General features: G+C 51.1%; 12 protein-coding genes. 4 read left to right on the forward strand and 8 right to left on the reverse strand.

The genetic code is table 11. The features are described from left to right. The 4 genes from EBB54_RS15540 to EBB54_RS15555 all read right to left on the reverse strand — a co-directional run bounded on the left by EBB54_RS15540 (position 1) and on the right by EBB54_RS15555 (position 7894). Positions 1-1011: a glycosyltransferase family 2 protein gene (locus EBB54_RS15540; protein ID WP_125128110.1), complete on the reverse strand. Its 1011-nt coding sequence runs from the start codon at positions 1009-1011 to the stop codon at positions 1-3. Between the two features lie 531 nt (positions 1012-1542). Beyond that, entirely contained in the window at positions 1543-4218 is a 2676-nt protein-coding gene (locus EBB54_RS15545; protein WP_125128111.1) for a hybrid sensor histidine kinase/response regulator, read from the reverse strand. A gap of 17 nt (positions 4219-4235) precedes the next feature. Then, entirely contained in the window at positions 4236-6092 is a 1857-nt protein-coding gene (locus EBB54_RS15550) for an ABC transporter substrate-binding protein (RefSeq protein WP_125128112.1), read from the reverse strand. Positions 6093-6112: 20 nt separating this feature from the next. Then, the gene (locus EBB54_RS15555; protein ID WP_125128113.1) at positions 6113-7894 is read right to left on the reverse strand and encodes an extracellular solute-binding protein; all 1782 of its coding nucleotides are present in this window, start codon (positions 7892-7894) and stop codon (positions 6113-6115) included. A gap of 335 nt (positions 7895-8229) precedes the next feature. On the opposite strand from EBB54_RS15555, the gene EBB54_RS15560 reads away from it, so the two are divergent. Continuing rightward, on the forward strand, positions 8230-10128 hold the full coding sequence (locus tag EBB54_RS15560) for an IS1634 family transposase (RefSeq protein ID WP_125126599.1): 1899 nt from the start codon (positions 8230-8232) through the stop codon (positions 10126-10128). A 357-nt stretch (positions 10129-10485) separates the two neighbouring features. Beyond that, entirely contained in the window at positions 10486-11346 is an 861-nt protein-coding gene (locus EBB54_RS15565; protein WP_125128114.1) for a phosphoribosylaminoimidazolesuccinocarboxamide synthase, read from the forward strand. A gap of 72 nt (positions 11347-11418) precedes the next feature. On the opposite strand, the gene EBB54_RS15570 is transcribed toward EBB54_RS15565, so the two are convergent. The 4 genes from EBB54_RS15570 to EBB54_RS15585 form a co-directional block, all read right to left on the reverse strand. Beyond that, on the reverse strand, positions 11419-11649 hold the full coding sequence (locus EBB54_RS15570; protein ID WP_004072778.1) for a hypothetical protein: 231 nt from the start codon (positions 11647-11649) through the stop codon (positions 11419-11421). Next, entirely contained in the window at positions 11646-12917 is a 1272-nt protein-coding gene (locus EBB54_RS15575) for a DUF4317 domain-containing protein (protein ID WP_125128115.1), read from the reverse strand. Before EBB54_RS15575 ends, EBB54_RS15570 begins: the two co-directional genes overlap by 4 nt. Before the next feature lie 103 nt (positions 12918-13020). Then, entirely contained in the window at positions 13021-13779 is a 759-nt protein-coding gene (locus EBB54_RS15580) for an alpha/beta fold hydrolase (RefSeq protein WP_125128116.1), read from the reverse strand. 120 nt (positions 13780-13899) lie between these two features. Beyond that, positions 13900-14985, reverse strand: a complete 1086-nt coding sequence (locus tag EBB54_RS15585) for a hypothetical protein (RefSeq protein WP_125128117.1) — start codon at positions 14983-14985, stop codon at positions 13900-13902. 446 nt (positions 14986-15431) lie between these two features. Here EBB54_RS15585 and EBB54_RS15590 point away from each other — a divergent pair, with 446 nt between their 5' ends. Both EBB54_RS15590 and EBB54_RS15595 read left to right on the forward strand, forming a co-directional pair. Beyond that, positions 15432-16343, forward strand: coding sequence for a helix-turn-helix domain-containing protein (locus tag EBB54_RS15590; protein ID WP_125128118.1), 912 nt, complete (start codon positions 15432-15434; stop codon positions 16341-16343). 144 nt (positions 16344-16487) lie between these two features. After that, a complete protein-coding gene (locus EBB54_RS15595; protein WP_125128119.1) occupies positions 16488-18152 on the forward strand; it encodes an alpha-glucosidase in 1665 nt (554 codons plus the stop codon). Positions 18153-18211: the final 59 nt, after the last annotated feature.

Here is an 18211-nt window from a genome sequence, read left to right on the forward strand (position 1 = left end):
TCACTGTCCGCAGGTTCCCAAAAATCTGCCGGATACCCCCTGTTTCTCCCGGCTGTCCTGCAGTAAAATTACATTCTTTTCCTCCCGGCTGCTCTCCTTCAAGATAAACACCGGCCTGTGCTTCGTCTCCAGGTAGGTCTTGGACAGATACTGACCCACGATCCCCGTACAAAACAACTGAATCCCGCTGACCAGAAAAATGATGCACACCAGCGACGGCCAGCCGGACACCGGGTCGCCCCACACCAGCGTGCGCACGATGATGAACAGGATCATGAAAAAGGAAAGCCCGCAGAACACCATCCCCATGACCGATGCCAGAGACAGCGGCGCCACAGAAAATCCCGTGATCCCTTCCATGGAATACCAGAAAAGCTTGCGCACAGACCATTTCGTCTCTCCGACGGACCGCTCCACATTTTCATATTCCAGCCATTTCGTCTCAAAGCCCACCCATTCAAAGATCCCCTTTGAAAAACGGTTGTATTCGCTCATTTCCAGAACCGCATTCACCATCTTCCGGCTCATCAGCCGGTAATCCCTTGCCCCGCTGACCAGCCTGATCCTGGAAATGCGGTTGATAAAATCATAAAACTTTTCCGACAGAAACGACCGAATCCGCGGCTCCCCGGCCCTGGTCGAGCGTTTTGCCGCCACGCACTCATAGCCATCCTCGGTGACGATCCGGTACATTTCCGGCAGAAGCTCGGGCGGATCCTGCAGATCCACATCCATCACCGCCGCAAAATCCCCGGACGCATATTTCAGCCCCGCATAGATCGCCGCCTCTTTCCCAAAATTTCTGGAAAAGGAAAGAAAGCGGCAGCGTTCGTCCTGTTCACTCATCTTCCGCATGATACGGAGCGTACCGTCCGTCGAACCGTCATCCACAAACAACAGTTCAAACTCCACGTCCGCCATCCCATCCATCACGGCAGACATTTTCTCGTAGTATACCGGCAAAGCCTCCTCCTCGTTCAGGCAGGGAATTATAATACTGATCTTCTTCATATCTTGTCATCTCCTCTTTCCTATTTCAGCCGAAGTCCGCTCTTTTTGCAGCCCGGTTGGCTTCTTTTCATGCTGCAGGCCGCACCCTGACCAGGTGTGACCCGAAGCCAGTAATTACCATATCCATCACTTTAAACCACATATTTTAAAAACCCTTCCAATAAAATCTTAAGTTTTCTTAAAAAACCATCATAGTTTTTCTTAACTCCCTGCCAAACATACACAACCGCCGACCCCTTTTCCTTCTATATAAAAGGCTTCCCAAAATCCCCCGGCAGGATACCTTCTGCATTCACAAAACTCCCCTAAGGGCACCCCGTTATGGCCATTCGGCCTTTTTATAAAGTATATCCACAAATAATCACAAACTGTTCTCAATTTCAAATTATCACAAATTCGTGATTACCTGCTCCGGGCTTTTTCAAACGTCCCCTCCCCCTGGTATCCCCCCGTGCCGCACCGCTGCCCCAAAAAAAGACCGCATCCCCTTGTTACAGGAATACGGTCTCCAAACGTCCGCGCTATAAAATTTTACACTTCCCCGGTTCCGATCACCGTCTTTACGGTCTGCTCCAGAACCGCCATGTCGATAGGCTTCGCCGCATGGGCGTTCATTCCGGCCTCCAATGCGTCCCGGATATCCTCCGCAAAGGCATTGGCCGTCATGGCAATGATGGGGATCTTCCCGGCCAGCGGGTGGTCAGAGCTCCGGATCTTCCGGGTAGCCTCATACCCATTCATCACCGGCATCTGTACGTCCATCAGAATCATCTGGTACTGTCCCGGGACAGAATTTGCAAAGGTGTCCACCACCACCTGCCCGTTCTCACAGATCTCGCAGGAAGCTCCCGCCATATCCAGCAGCTCGCTTAAGATCTCCGCGTTGATCTCATTATCCTCCGCCACCAGGATATGCATACCGTGGAGAGGGCTCAGCTCTTCCGGTTCCGCAGACACTTCGTTGGGCTTCGGATTCCGGATATTCCTGCTCAGCACATCATCCACCTTCTGACGAAAACTGGTAAGGAAGAAGGGTTTCGGCAAAAAGGCATCCACCCCCGCCTCCCTGGCTTCGTCTTCGATTTCCGGCCAGTCGTAGCTGGTGAGCACCAGGATCGGGATATGGTGGGGCACCTCCCGGCGAATGCGCCGCGCGGTCTCCACACCGTCCATTCCCGGCATTTTCCAGTCCAGAAGCACGATATCGTAAGGACAGCCCTTCTGCTCGGACTCCTTGATCCTGCTGACTGCCGTCTGCCCATCCAGGGTATACTCCACCGCAACCCCGGTTCCTTCCATGGTCAGCTCAATGTTCTGGCAGATGACCTCCTCATCGTCCACTGCCAGCAGCCGTGTAATACCGTGTTTCTGCCAATAGCTCTGATCAAATGCATGTTCGCTGATGTGCAGCTCCAAATCCACCGTAAAAGTGGTTCCCTTTCCCTTTTCGCTCTCCACCTGGATATTGCCGCCCATCAAATCCAGAAGGCTCTTGGTGATGGCCATGCCGAGGCCCGTGCCCTGGATTCGGTTCGTCACGCTGTCCTCCTCCCGGGTAAACGCCTGGAACAGCTTCTTCTGGTATTCCTCGCTCATGCCGTAGCCGTTGTCTGCCACAATAAAACGAAAATGAGCAAGCTGCTTGGCGAACTGGGGCAGCTCCTGCACCGTCAGCGAAACACAGCCGCCGTCCGGCGTATACTTCACCGCGTTGGACAGCAGGTTTAAAAGGATCTGGTTCAGCCGCAGCTTATCCATCACCACATGCTCATGCTTCAACTCCCTGCTGTACACCTCAAAAGTATGCCCCTTCGCTTTCATCTGGGGGCGGATGATGGAATCAATATTCTCGATCAGATCCACCATATTCTCATCAGACAGATTCAATGTCGTCTTGCCCGCTTCGATCTTGCTGATATCCAGAATGTCATTGATCAGCCCCAGCAGATGCTGACTGGACGAAGCGATCTTTCGGGTGTACTCCCGCACCTTATCCGGATTGTTCACATCCCTGGCCAGAAGCGCCGCGAAACCTACGATGGCGTTCATAGGTGTACGGATGTCATGGCTCATATTCGACAAAAACGAACTCTTGGCCCGGTTCGCCTCCTCGGCAATCCGAAACGCCTGCTCCGCCGTCTCCTTGGACCGGGCCAGCATGGCATTGGACTCCTCCAGACGCTGGTTCATCTCCTCCTGCCTGCGCAGATTTTCCTGCTCCTGCAAAAACAGCCGTACACTGCTCTGCTGCCTGATAAAAAAGACCAGCGCCAGGCTCAGAAGCACCAGCAGCATCACCGCAAAAATAAGCAGCATCCGTACCACCGCGTTCACCAGGCTCACCGTCCCGGAAGCCACAAATTCCGCCGGGATCAAAAACAGCAGCAGCGTATCGTACTCCGCCAGTGAGGTCAGGCAGTAATAATATTCCGTCCCATTGTGCAGAAAACTGCTGCTGACCGTATCCGTACTCTTTAACACAGACCGCAGATCCCTGCATTTCTGGCCTTCCATCTCCTCCAGCACCTTGAGCACATTATATGACTGGATGGCATTCTCCCTGGAAACGTCGTCGTGCATCCGGGTCCCGTTGCTTTTCAGTATGTATGTCTCATTTTGGCTGCCATAAGCCGCACTGTCATAGTATTCGGTCAGGGTATAGACGTCCTTGAGCAAAACGGCGTGGGTATACACCTCCGCGCCCCCTTCCGTCTGAATCGGGGTCTCCAGCTTCTGCACAAAGGCCCAGTAGCTTCCCTGGTCATAAATATAACTGTCCGAGATAAACGTATACCGCTCCTCCCCGCCGGAGATCAGGCCGATGTCAGACCAGACGCCGTGCTTTCCTTCCCCGTCGCAGCAGTTCCCCTGGCTGTCCAGCAGGACCAGCCGCGAGCTGCTGTCCTCGGTTTCCATCACCTGCTCCAGTTCCCGGATATACGCGCTCACATCCTCCGCCGTATCAAATTGCTGCCGCTTTAGCAGGTTGACCGCGGCGGTAAGGTAGTTCCAGTGAAAATCCAGCGCGTTGCACAAGTTTACACGCACCTGGGAAGTAATCTCGTTGAGCTGCGCAGTACGCTCCACGAAAATCTGCTGCTGCAGATAGTTTGTAATGTAAGAACCGCCGGCCAGCAGAAATACAAGCAGGCCAATGATCAATACTGCCGGCAGGGCAAGTTTCCGTCTATGTTGATTGGACTTCATACAGCCCTCCTTCTTTCTCAATGCAAAATTATATAATCGGTGGGCTCTGCCAGCTGCCTGCCCTCCGTCAGACGATCCGCAATCAGCTGCTTGAAAGACAGCTCCACCTTCTCATACTCCGATGCCCCGGCCTCTGCAAGGATATCCCCATGCATAAGCTGTTCATTTCCAAGCACCGCCAGGTCATAGGTACGATCCCGGTCCAGCTCCCGGCCTTCCAGGGTCAGCCTTTCCAAGTCATAGCCCTGATCCGTCCTGCGAAGTTCCATCTCAAAACCGCTGGAAACATAGAGCGTAGAGTCATTGACGACCGATCCCCGTTTGCCTTCAGCGGCCAGGACATTGTCCAGGTATTCATACAGCTGCCCACCCGTCATCTCGCACCGCAGGATCTCGACAGTCTCCCCTATGGTCAAAAACCCCAGCTCCTCCTGTGTATACTCACCGGCGTAAATATTCCCCGCCACATTGGAGGACTGGCCCACCAAAAGCTGGGCGTCCAGCTCTTCCCGCAGGGAATTGATCACCGCGGATGCCGCCGGACTCCCGCCGTCATCCTGGAATGCATACGGATATTCCGTCTCAATGCAGACGGCTGCAGGCACTTCCTCCTCCTCTGAACGCATCGCCTCATTGAATGCGTCAAACGCAGAACCTGCGTCTGGATATTTTCCCGTAATCATCCCCTGGATCACCATTTCCGATATGGAAAACATGTCCGATGAAGCCAGACGGATATAAAGCCTGTTGTCATCCACATAGGATTTCATTTCGCTGAACATAGGCGATAGCTTCTGCTCCGAACCCTTGCTGTAGGTAATCATATCCTGCCCGCCGGCAATATGCTGCTGTCCGTCCTGATCAAGCATGGCTTCCAGAACATCCAGGATCAGCTCCTTCCGTTTCGGATTTTCATCCGCCCTGGCGCTTGCGGCCACCTGGAATGCCGGGTAGGTCAGATACCAGTTGTCCTCCTTTGTATCCCCCGGATAAGGAATCATGACAGACTCCCCTTCCACTTCGTACCGTCCGGCCTCCCCGCAGGTACCGCGGATCATTGCCGCCTTATGGGAACCGTATGCCGCAAATACCGAGGCGGTATCTCCTTTCAGATCGGCTTCCCCGATCCCGGCGCAGTCGATCAGTTCCCGCATCCGCTCAAATACCGGCATCCAGACCTCCTCGCTGAGCTGATCCGTCTGGCCGCTCTCATAGCGCTGCCGCCACTCCCGTCCCTCCTGGGAATTGAGCCTTGCTATGGAGAACCCCTGGAGGATCTCCATGCACGTATAATCCGCGCCGAAGTTGGAAAGAAAGGGCCGGATGCCCATATTTTTCAACGTCTCGCAGAGATCTAAAAACTCCCGGTAATTGGTCGGGATGCCAAGCCCCTTCGCCTCCAGCAGCTTCTCATTTACCAAAATGCTGTCTACCTCCGCCCAGGTGGGCAGCCAGTTGACCGTGCCGTCACTGTAGGTATAGCTGCGCAGATAAGATGGGTGAAACGCGCCGGCCAGTTCGCTGCCGCTTAAGTCCATCAGGGAATCCTTCCACGCGGCCACATCGCTCAGCGCAAACCGCCTGACCGTCAGGATATCCGGCAAATCCCCATGCTCCTCTTTATACGCATAGAAATCGGTGGAGTTGGTCGCCACATAAAACTCAAAGTCCACCTCCGGAAATGTCTCCTGCAGGTAAGGGCCGTAGCGCTCTGTAAGCTGGTCGCTCCACAACGCAATGGAAACCTGCTCCCGTCCGGCATCCTTTGCCTGCCTCTCCTGCCCCTCAGGAGACTGCCCGCCGCATCCTGCCAGCGTCACAGCTCCTGCCAGCATCACAATTCCCGCCAGGAACAGACTGATCCCTTTCCTCATTTTTTACACCTCTTTCCCGCTTACTCCCACGGATTTCCACCCGGTGAGACTGTCTTCTGTTCTTCCAGCCATTTCCGCAGAAATGTCCGCAGAGATCCTTTCTCCGGCCGGATGCCGTAGGCTTCTGCCGCCTCCTCGGTATAGCCCTGCATGAGGAAGGCGACCCGGTAGGTCTGGTCCTCCTCCAGTTCCTTGTCCCCACGGGTGACCAATAGATACGGGGACGGATCATGATCCCCTGCCTGTTCAAACCCCGCCCGGGCCAGTTCGCTGATCTGTCCGCCGGTCATCTCGGCAGCCGCGTACTCCCCGTCAAATGCGGGAAGCAGGGTGCTGAGCACCTCGGCGTTGATCTTGCCCACGTACAGCTTTCCGGTGATGCCGTAGCGCAGATCCACACCTTTTTTATACTCCCCGCCCACAGGAAGCAGCACGGCATCCGCGTCCACTGCGCTGCCCAGCGCCTTCCCTACCAGGGCGGCCGTCTCCTCCAGCGTAAAGTCTCCGGTGCTCTCAGAAAAATCTATGACTTCGGTATTATGCAGGACTCCCTGCTGCAGCTCATCCATCCGGGCAATACACCCGGCCCCGTCCATGCCGCCTTCTCCCCGAAACCAATCCTTATATGCCTGCCCCATATCGCTGAGGACATTTTCCCAATGGACATACGTCATAGGAAACGCCCGGCCCTCACGCAGAGCCTCATGGGCATCATAGATCATAGAGTCCTCCCCGATGTCCGCACTCTCCAACACGCTCAGCACACAGGGGGTCTCCTCGTTGAGGAATGCTTCCTGCCCCTCAGGAGAATACAGAAGGGCCAGAAGCCGTACCGCGTTCTCCAGCTTTTTCTCATTGCCGGGCTCCGTCAGGCGGCTGCTGATACCAATATAACTGGATGGGCTGTACATATAAATATTCTTGCTGCCGTCCTCGCCGATGTAAGGCATCATTCCCAGCTTGTCGCCGTTAGGCAGTTCCGTAATATTTACACTTTGCACCATCGTACAGAACATGGCCCTGCGGTTTCCCATCTCATCCAGGATCAGTTCCGGATTGATCCGGTCCTCCGGGTCGGTACAGAACATGCCGATATCCAGATACTTTTGAACATAGTCCATGGTCTCCTCCCAGTGTCCCGCGGCAGACGCATCCCCATTCAGGAAATCCTGCTCCCAGTTCACCCCTGCCGGCGTCGTCAGCCAGCCGGTCTTGGCCAGATTGAATACTGCGGAAAATGTATTGCCCGTCAGATGGGTGCCGATCAGTCCGGGCGTCATGCCGGACTGCCTGATCTGAGCGCAGAGCGTCTCCAACTCCGCAAAATCAGCAGGCACCTCCCAGTTGTTCTCCTCCATCAGCGTCTGATTATAGTAAATGCCGTACAAAACGTTGGTGACAGGCAGGAGGTAGACTCCGCCGTCAATGGCCACCTGATCCAGAATCGAGGTAGAAAACCCGTTCAGAAAATCGTAACTGGACAGATCCACCAGGCGCTCCTCTGCCAGATCCTCATCCAGGATCTGGGAGGTAATAAAAATATCCGGAATGTCGTCCGCCCGCATCTGGACCCAACTGTAACCGGTGCGGTTAGCCCCTGCATAATTCGAAAACTCCAATTCAATATCCGGGCAGTTTTGGGCCGCCAGTTCCAGAAAATTTTCATAACCGTTCCATGCACAGAATGTCAGAGCGTCGCTTTCCTCTTCCCGGTCGGGCGCTTTCTCAGAAACCGCGCAGCCGGACAGCAGCAAAACCGCTGCAGCGGACAGCGATAAACGGCGCAGCACTTTTGAACTCATATAAAAAAGCTCCTTTCAAAATACACATAAAACTTTTTTACAGCTTATAGCTATGTTATTTCTTATTATTAGTATGTTTTACCTCCAAAGAAGGTTAATGCAGTGTTTGTATTATACCATATCGATCCTCCTTTTTCAATTTTTAGTTGCCCTTCAGGCTCAGGGTGTCCGCAGCATGGTGCACGGTCCAGGAGTGTACAGCAAGGATTTTTACGGGTTTTAAACACTTTTGAACCGCAAAAAACGCCATAAACCGCAAAAATGCGGCTTTTTTTATGTCAAATTTTATAAAATTATATGTTGTACGGAGTTGTATATTGTGTTATAATGGTATTATGAAATTGAATTATGACAGAAAATCAAAAAACCCAACTTATTTTATCCAGCAAGGATTCCGCAATGGCAAAAAGACTTCTACCAGAAATGTAGCTGTGATCGGTAAACACTTGGATCTTCTTAAGATCACTGATGATCCCCTTGCTTATGCCAAGCAAAAAGTTGCCGAATATAACGAGCAGATGAAAAACAGTAAGGTCTCTATGGAGGTGACAATCGACTTTGACGAAAAGATCAAAGCATCAAATGACCTTATTTCATCGGACACCAGCCGCAATATCGGCTACTTTTTCCTGCAGTCCGTTTATCATAACCTTGCAATTGGCAGCTTCCTCAAAAAAGTATCCGCTGATTCCCGGATCACCTTCGACCCCAACCTTGTGAACCGGTTTCTGACCTGCGCAAGAATACTGGAACCAGAATCCAAGTTTGCTACGCTCCGCCATCTGGGCCGTTATTATGAGCAGCCGGAAATTGGGTACCAGCATATCCACCGGACACTGGATCTTCTGGCTGAAAACTATACCGGATATCTCCAGAACCTTTTCCAATATAGCTGCAGGATTGTCAGGCGTAATACTTCCGTATGTTACTTTGACTGCACAAATTTTTATTTTGAAGTTGAGTCGCCTGATGATGATTATGTTGATGAAGTGACCGGGGAATTTATAAAAGGCTTCCGTAAATACGGCCCTTCCAAACAGCATCAGCCCGCACCATTGGTAGAGATGGGACTCTTCATGGACGCGGACGGGATTCCTCTTTCCATGTGTCTTGCCCCGGGGTCAGATAATGAACAGACACTTGCCATCCCCTTGGAAAAAGAACTGACAAAAATGTTTAAAGGGAAGACGTTTATTTATTGTGCAGATGCAGGGCTGGGGTCACTCAATATCAGACGTTTTAATTCCATGGGTGGGCGGGCTTTTATTGTGACCCAGTCAATCAAAAAAATGGCAGGCACTCTGCAGGAAGCTGTTTTTAACGATTGCGACTACCGGCTTCTTTCTTCCGATGATCCGGTTACGATTGATAGCATGAAAAGCTTTGACCATCATAAAAAAGAAAATTATCGTCTTTATCAGGACAAGGCATACAAAATAATAAATGCTGACCGTCTGGAAGACCTGGGTTTCTATGAAGAAAAAATATGTAAAAATGGAAAAAAGAGACAGGTAAAAGCCAAAGGGATGCTCAAACAAAAGATTATCATCACGTTTTCCAGAAAAACCATGGAATATCAGCGCTATATCCGCAACCGGCAGGTTGAACGAGCCAAGCGCCTGCTAAAGGATTTGGACCCTGAAACATATAAAAAAGGCCCAAATGATGTGACAAGATTTATCAAAAGGGTATCGGATGGGAGCGTGAAGGATATTTACGAGATTAATGAAGAACGGATCAGGGAAGAAGAAAAATACGATGGTTACTATGCGGTTGCTACCAGTCTGGATGATGATGCCGCCCAGATTCTTGAGATATCTTCAAAACGGTATAAAATAGAAGACTGTTTTCGGATTATGAAGACAAATTTTTCCGGCCGTCCTGTATATCATCATACCAAAGAACATATCACCGCTCATTTTATGATATGCTACACAGCACTGCTGATCTACCGGCTGATGGAAAAGCAGCTTGAAGATTACTGTAAAGATTATGACCGCAGGTGTGGTATTGACCACAATGATCCTGCGGAAAGAATGCATTTTACCATTGATAATATCATTGAGATGCTGAAAAATATGAATGTTGTAAATGTCCAGGATATGTACTATATGTCGACCTATACGGGGTCAAAGCTGTGCACTGCACTAAATAGCATTTATGAGCTTGGTCTGGATAAAAAATACTATCAGCCAAAAGAGCTAAATAAAAGAATAAAAAAAATTTCAAGCTAGGATTTCCATACAACATTTTCAAAACACCAAAAAGAAGGCAAAACCTCGTGTTTTCAATGGTTTCGCCTTCTTCTATTAATTCAAAGTGTTTAAAACGGGATTATACCATATCGATCCTCCTTTTTCAATTTTTAGTTGCCCTTCAGGCTCAGGGTGTCCGCAGCATGGTGCACGGTCCAGGAGTGTACAGCAAGGATTTTTATTTTCTTTCCTGCAGGCAGGAAAAAACCTGTTGATTTTTGCGGGAAAAAATGTTTATCTATATATAGGGTTGTCCTGCCCGGAGCGCAAGTTTCCCCGCGGCTTTGGCATAATTCCCACAGAGAACTGAAAATTTAAAAGAGTGAGGTGTACAATATGAAACCAATCAAAGAAGGAAAGGTACGTGAGATCTACGACAACGGCGACAGCCTGATCATGGTTGCCACAGACCGGATCAGCTGCTTTGACGTGATCCTGAAAAACGATGTGACCAAGAAAGGAACCGTACTGACCCAAATGTCCCGTTTCTGGTTCAATATGACAAAAGATATCCTGCCCAACCACATGATCTCCACCGATGTGGCGGACATGCCGGAATATTTCCGCCAGCCTCAGTTTGACGGCAACAGCATGATGTGCCGGAAGCTGAACATGCTCCCCATCGAATGCATCGTCCGGGGCTATATCACCGGCAGCGGCTGGGCAAGCTACCAGAAGGACGGCACGGTCTGCGGCATCCGCCTGCCGGAAGGGCTTCAGGAATCCGACCAGCTTCCCGAACCTATCTACACGCCTTCCACCAAGGCCGAGATCGGAGACCATGACGAAAACATTTCCTACGAACAGAGCATCACCCACTTAGAAACCTATTTCCCGGGCAAAGGGGAAGAATATGCCTCCAAGCTCCGTGATTACACCATCGCGCTCTACAAAAAATGCGCCGATTACGCAAAGACCCGGGGTATCATCATCGCGGATACGAAGTTTGAATTTGGCCTGGATGAGGACGGCAATATTGTCCTCGGAGATGAGATGCTCACCCCAGACAGCTCCCGTTTCTGGCCCGCCGACGAGTACGAGCCAGGACACGGACAGCCCTCCTTCGACAAGCAGTTCGCCCGCGACTGGCTCAAGGCCAACCCGGGAAATGACTGGATCCTGCCCGGAGATATCGTAGAAAAGACTATTGCAAAATATCTGCAGGGATACGAAATGCTGACCGGAGAAACGCTCTGATTATACTCCGCCTGCAAAAGGGCTGTCAGGAAACAGGCAGCCCTTTCGTACTCCTACGGCGTATCTCCCTTTTCATTCCTCAAATTCCAGCACCACAATGTCAAATTTATCCGTTGATTTGATCTCCCGCACGATTCCCTTACGTGCCTTTAACCGCTCATAGCTCCGGTAATTCGCACTCATCCCCAGCATATGCTCCAGTATATAATAGTAGGAGGACGGCAGCACCCCTTCCGTAATGCTCATCTCCTGCCCGATCTGAAAGGCATCCTTGTCCTCAATCGTAAATTCCATCAGCCTCATGCTTCTGCCTCCGCACTTCCGTCATGCTCCAGGTTTCCTACACTTCCGGCATACCCGCCTTCCTCTGCGCTTCCCGCACTTCCGGCATACCCGTCTTCCTCTGCGCTTCCCGCACTTCCGTTATACTCCCCATTTGCGGGCCGTTTGATCGTGCGCACATTGATCCCATTCACTTCGATATGGTCGTCCACCGCGATCACCAGGCACTGCCTGCCGTCGATCACCCGGGTTTCCACCAGATCCGCCCGATCCGGGTTCACCTTGATTACCACGTCGGGCGTCTCTATATTAAATTTCCGCGTCTCCGCGATATTCTCCGCCAGAAGGGACGTTTTTTCCCCCGCCGCCGCGTCGTAATTCTGTTCAAACAGCTCCATATTCTCCGAAGGCACCCCGCTGTTCTCGAACACTTTCTTCATATCCGTCTTATCCAGCTCCAAGGGCTCCGGCTCTTCCTTGTGCTCCGCGATCATATCGTTGAGGGTATCATGGATATTACGGATGATCTCATAATCCCCGTCCTCCCCCAGCGTATCCTCGATGAGAAGCTGGAACGCCTCCTTCTGGGTATCTGCCGACATAGGGCTCCTTGCGCCCAGCACCTGGTCGATCAGCTCCGGCTGCAGATCCTGTGTCTTCTTCGTATAATACAGGATTCCATGGAGGTCTGTATTCCGGTCATTGAACGCAGGAAACAAAAATCCCTTGTCCGGCATTTCCACAATCCAGTCCCGGATTCGATCCTGAATCCGGTTATCCTCCGCATTGTAGGACAGCCCCGCCTTGGAAAGCGTCACCGGACAGATGCTGCACATCAGATATTCATACACATAATCCGAAGAGTCATACATTTCCAGGTTGTCCGATGCCTTTCCCGGGATATCATACATGGCATGGATCAGGATGATATAATAATTTCCCTCATATATGTAATTCTCAATGATTTTGTCATAAAATTCCTCCAGAAGCATGTCGTCTTCCAGCTTACTGTTCTTTAACTTCATCAAAAATTCCTGTGTCCCGCCGGGCATCTCCTGATCCAGCGGGAACTCCATATTGAGCATATTCCGCCCGATCCCTCCGGACAGCGTTTTTTTGAAAATATCAAAATACTTGAACGCCTCTTCCTCCGGCAGCGAAAGAAATGCCTCCTTCGTCTCCATCTGCTTGTTCTTCTCATGATCCACATAACATCCGCAGATCCGCGTAATTGCGCAGTTCGCCGGGGTGAACTGCTTCCGAATCTCCAATACTTCCTTCTTATTCATCTATCTTCCCTCTCTTTTTGTAACCAATTTGCGAAGCAAATTTTAAATGCGCGCAATACCCGTATCATTTTTTCATACGATACTTTACACTACCCCTGTACCATTACCGCCCTCCTGCCAGAAATCCCTTCACCGCCTCTGCGATCTCCTCCGCCCGTGAAGCAATCAGCGGGTGCGCGCCGGTGTCGTAGATTTTATAGCTGATGTCCGGATTCGCGGCATGCAGCCGCGCGCATTCCGCATCCATGTCATTTGCAAGCATTTCATCCTCCCTGCTGACCGTGATGAACAGCGGAACCCGGATGGTTTCTATGGGCCTGCCAAAAATCCGCACCTGGCTGCGCTCATAATTGACAAGCACCTCTGTATCCTGATCCACCACCGTTTCCCAGTCCTCCCCCTGGCACCATTCGTAAAAGCCCCGGGCCTGCACATCCTTTTTGGCGGACTGCCTTTCCCGGATGATGGCGTCCGCAAATCCCTCCGGCAGGGCGCTGCCGTCAAAGCTGTCCGCCACGACCCTGGAAAAAAGCTCCGGCATTTCCAGCGCTGCGTTGATGGCGGCATAAGCCCCGCCGCTGGTGCCGACCAGATTGACCTTTCCGCAGTTCAGCGCTTTACACAGCTCCACGATCTGATGGCCCTGATCAATCCACAATTCATCGGGAAATTTCGCAACCCGTTCCGATTTTCCGTTTCCCAAAAAATCAATCAGGATCACTTTTACATCAGCCGTATACAACGGCAGGATAAACTCGAACATCTTCGAGGAAGCCGTGTTTCCATGAAGAAAGATGCAGGGCTCACCCTCACCGGTCTCCGTGTAAAAAACCTGCTTCCCATTGTAATCAAAATATGCCATACATACCTCCTTATCCTTTCATCCAGAGCCGCACATTCCCGTTCACACCACCGCAGCGAATCCGTCCTGTATAAAACAGCCCTGCGCCGATGAGCCGGATACCTTGCCTAAAAAGCACAATTAAGCATTTACCGGAATGTGATACTGCTCTAATAATGCTCTCATGCGGGCAAGCTCCGCATTTTTGTCGGCGAGCTCCACATTTTTATCGGCAAGTTCGAGAGCCAAAGCATCTCTGTCGGCAGCCAGCACTTCCTTATCGGCAGTCAGCGCTTCTTTATCAGCGGTCAGCGCTTCTTTATCAGCGGTCAACGCTTCCTTGGCTGCAGCCAAAGTCTCATTATCCGCAATCAATGCCGCTTTATTCGCATTCAAACTGTCAATCTCCGCGTACAGACGTTTTTGAAGGACGCTGGGCAGTTCAATCATTGGTTTTGTCATACGATCCACCTCTCTTCCAAAATCGGCATGCTTCTCAAATATGTTTTCTGCGGCACGGCGGAACAGGTTCACATAATCGTCATATTCCTGCTCTGTCAAATATCCCTGTTCCACTTCTTCTTTTAGTATTATCATAACCTTGTCAACGAAGGCTGTCAATTCATTTCTTGTCAATGGAACCTTCCTTTCCGGATTTAACTGGGGACGCAGCCGGAGCAGTACATAGGGCAGAAAAAGGTTCAGGTGCTTTTCCTGGATCTCCTCCAGGGAGTAGGACTGGATTCTCACAGTGGGGATCTGGTAAATGTGTTCGCTTCCGTCCTGAAAAATGATGCGGCAGCGCAGAACATCCGGAATCCGGCTGTTCTTCTCCGGATAAATAACGGCAGAGCGGGGAAAGTGCATGACCAGTCCGTCCAGGTTCTGTTCCCCGGAGGTGGTGTGCTGCATGGCAAAATGCAGATCATAAGCGACCATGCGGATGACCATATCCCGGTCATTGTGCATCTGACATTCCAGATGATAATAGTCCGTGCCATTTACCAATAGCGCGATATCGGACAGTCGGGAACCAGGCGGCGCATCCGGGTGCTCCCGGTAAGTGGAAGATTCTGTGGCCAGCAGGGTGATGGGGGTTCCTCTTGGGTACTCTTTTCCGTAGAGTTCTTTAAAAAGCGGAAAAAGCTGTTCCGGCATGGCATCCACGATGGCTTTGAGAATTTCATCCCACAGCATCGAGCTGCCAGGTTTGTTTTTTGCAGACATAGATGATCCATCCTTTCTTTTGTAAACTATAAACCAATGGGTTTCAATTGCTGTGAAATACGGCGAGATGCCAGAATTGCCGGACAGCCGGAATGGCGTCCGATAGGTTTTCACATGTCAAGTATAACAGACAGAGCTGCGAAAGTAAAGACAGAATTTAGGCCGCTCATAGTAACGACATCGTTACTGAAGCACCCAAAAAGTGTGAACAGTAACATGACATCTGCCCCAACCCGGCGCGTCCTGTAACTCTTTATTGACTTTTCCTCAAAACAATGTTAGGTTGTTATATATGGAAAATCCGCCGCCGGCGTTTTTTCTTCCTACAGAGCTGTACAGTCATCCCGCTGCAGCCGGCAGCCGTCCTGTACACAATGGTATCCAAAAAGGCCATTCCGTACCATGCCTTACCAACGAATTTCTGAAAAAAACAGAGGAGGATCTACATGCAGCCGCAATTATCCAATCTGAAAGAAATCCGCCCCCACGGCACGAAAGCCTTTCCCTGCGCTATCTATCAGACCCGTTCCGGGGGCAAGGGAGTACTTGTGAAGCACCACTGGCACGACGAAGTCGAGATCCTGTATTTTTCCGGCGGACAGTTCCGCTTAGAGATCAACATGGAACAATTCCGGATTCGCTCCGAATGCCTGTACTTTATCAATCCCGGCGAGCTCCACAGCATCATTACCGAGCACTCCGGAAGTCTCGGAGAAGATGCGGTCGTCTTTTCCCCCGGCATCCTGAACTTTGATTCCTACGATGCCGCCCAGATGCAGCTGATCCAGCCCATGCAGAACGGGAAAATACGTTTTCCCCGGTTTCTTCTCCCCGACCACCCCGCATTCGGCCCCATTTACGGAGCGTTTAAGGATGTGATGCAGTCCTTCGGCCCCCTGGCCAAAGACCTGTCCCAGTGCGACGGCGCAGTCACCGACGACCTGACCAGCCAGCTTTACATAAAGTCCTCTTTGCTCCGCATCCTTGCAGTCCTTTCCAGCCATCAGCTCTTCACCCCCATGGAAAAAAACCATGACAAACGGGTAGAAGGAATCAAAAAAACACTGACCTACATCAAAGAAAATTATAAAGAAAAAATATACATCCGGGATCTGGCAAAAGAAGTCTGTATGAACGAACAATATTTCTGCCGCTTTTTTAAAAAGGCCATCGGCCGCTCGCCCATTGAATATGTCAATGAATACCGCATCAAACAGGCCATCCGCCTTCTCGAAGAAACCGACCTGCCCATCACGGAGGTCTGCCTGGAATGCGGCTACAACAACCTGGGCAACTTTCTCCGGGAGTTCCGGAAATATACGGACACCACCCCGCTGCAGTACAGGAAAAAAGGATAGCAGACGACTCGTCCAAAAAATCCCAAAAAGTCATAATATCGTATTTTTTAATCAGATAAGCGAAAGACAAAACCATTTTCAGATATTATAATACAGCTATAACGAACGGAACACTAAAAAAAGAACACAATAGGAGGCAGCATTATGACGAAAAAATGGTGGCATGACAAGGTAGCATATCAGATTTATCCAAAGAGCTTCTGCGATTCCAACGGGGACGGCATCGGCGACCTCCCGGGCATCATCGGCAAGCTGGATTACCTGCAGGACCTGGGCGTAGACATTATCTGGCTCTCCCCCTGCTATCCCTCCCCCCTTGCGGACGAAGGCTACGACATCTCCGATTATTATGATATCGACCCCCGTTTCGGCACCATGGAGGACATGGACCGTCTCCTGGCCGAGGCAAAAAAACGCAATATGTACATCCTCATGGACCTGGTAGTCAACCACTGCTCCGACGAACACGAGTGGTTCAAAAAAGCCTGCCAGGACCCAGAAGGAAAATACGGCAACTTCTTCTATTTAAGAGATAAAAAAGAAGGGGAACTCCCCACCAACTGGCGTTCCTATTTCGGCGGCCCGGTATGGGAGGATCTTCCCGGAACCAACAAGCAGTATCTGCACGTGTTCCACAAAAAACAGCCCGACCTGAACTGGGAAAATCCCGAAGTCCGGGAGGAAGTCTACAAGAACATCAACTGGTGGCTGGACAAGGGCCTGGGCGGCTTCCGCATTGACGCCATCATCAACATCAAGAAGGCGCTCCCCTTCCGCAATTACGAGCCCGACCGGGAGGACGGCCTGTGTACCATCAAGGCCATGCTCAGCGAAGCAAAAGGGATCGGCGAATTTTTAGGGGAAATGCGGGACCGCACCTTTAAGAAATACGACGCCTTCTCCGTGGGAGAGGTCTTTGACGAAAAGCCCGAAGAGATCCCGGATTTCATCGGAGACAACGGCTACTTTTCCAGTATGTTCGACTTCAACGAGACGATTTTCGGGGAAAGCGACAAGGGCTGGTACGACATGCGGCAGATTACGCCGGACGACTACAAAAAATGCTGCTTTGAAGCCCAGGCAAAAGTCGGCGATATGGGATTTTTATCCAACATCATTGAAAATCACGACGAACCCCGCGGCGTCAGCCGTTATATCCCCGAAGGCGACTGCTGCACGGAAAGCAAAAAGATGCTGGCGGCACTCAATTTCATGCTCCGCGGCCTTCCGTTCATTTACCAGGGACAGGAGCTGGGTATGGAAAATGTCCCCATCTCTTCTATAGAAGAAGTGGATGACATCTCCGCCATCAACGAATACCAGGTTGCGCTGGACGCAGGGCTTTCCGTGGAAGAAGCGGTGAAGGTCATTTCCAAATACAGCCGCGACAACGCCCGCACCCCCATGCAGTGGACCGACGGAGCCAATGCCGGATTTACCACAGGCAAGCCCTGGCTCAAGGTCAATCCGAATTACACCGATATCAACGCAGCCGCACAGCAGGACGATCCGGATTCCGTGAGAAGCTTCTACAAACAGCTCATCGCCCTGCGCAAAAACCCGGAATACAAAGAAACCGTGGTATACGGCGCTTTGGAGCCGGTATGGGAGGAACAGCACAACCTGATGGCATATTACCGCAAGGGCGACAAGACGCTGCTGGTGATCGGCAATTATCAGAAGGAAGAGCAGGCAGTGACATTACCGTCCGCATACAAAAAGGTACTGCTGAACAACTACTCCGACATTGCACAGACAGACAACACAATCCAACTGCACGGATACCAGGCGGTCATATTAGAAATGTAAAAAACGATTTATCATACATCGCATGTAAGGGCCTGAAACACAGGCCCTTAGTACTCAAG

Source organism: Schaedlerella arabinosiphila (assembly GCF_003885045.1).
GTDB lineage: Bacteria > Bacillota > Clostridia > Lachnospirales > Lachnospiraceae > Schaedlerella > Schaedlerella arabinosiphila.

Coding starts and splice junctions, on each gene's coding strand:
- EBB54_RS15540 (WP_125128110.1), bottom strand. CDS start 1,011: ATGAAGAAGATCAGTATTATAATTCCCTGCCTGAACGAGGAGGAGGCT.
- EBB54_RS15545 (WP_125128111.1), bottom strand. CDS start 4,218: ATGAAGTCCAATCAACATAGACGGAAACTTGCCCTGCCGGCAGTATTG.
- EBB54_RS15550 (WP_125128112.1), bottom strand. CDS start 6,092: ATGAGGAAAGGGATCAGTCTGTTCCTGGCGGGAATTGTGATGCTGGCA.
- EBB54_RS15555 (WP_125128113.1), bottom strand. CDS start 7,894: ATGAGTTCAAAAGTGCTGCGCCGTTTATCGCTGTCCGCTGCAGCGGTT.
- EBB54_RS15560 (WP_125126599.1), top strand. CDS start 8,230: ATGAAATTGAATTATGACAGAAAATCAAAAAACCCAACTTATTTTATC.
- EBB54_RS15565 (WP_125128114.1), top strand. CDS start 10,486: ATGAAACCAATCAAAGAAGGAAAGGTACGTGAGATCTACGACAACGGC.
- EBB54_RS15570 (WP_004072778.1), bottom strand. CDS start 11,649: ATGAGGCTGATGGAATTTACGATTGAGGACAAGGATGCCTTTCAGATC.
- EBB54_RS15575 (WP_125128115.1), bottom strand. CDS start 12,917: ATGAATAAGAAGGAAGTATTGGAGATTCGGAAGCAGTTCACCCCGGCG.
- EBB54_RS15580 (WP_125128116.1), bottom strand. CDS start 13,779: ATGGCATATTTTGATTACAATGGGAAGCAGGTTTTTTACACGGAGACC.
- EBB54_RS15585 (WP_125128117.1), bottom strand. CDS start 14,985: ATGTCTGCAAAAAACAAACCTGGCAGCTCGATGCTGTGGGATGAAATT.
- EBB54_RS15590 (WP_125128118.1), top strand. CDS start 15,432: ATGCAGCCGCAATTATCCAATCTGAAAGAAATCCGCCCCCACGGCACG.
- EBB54_RS15595 (WP_125128119.1), top strand. CDS start 16,488: ATGACGAAAAAATGGTGGCATGACAAGGTAGCATATCAGATTTATCCA.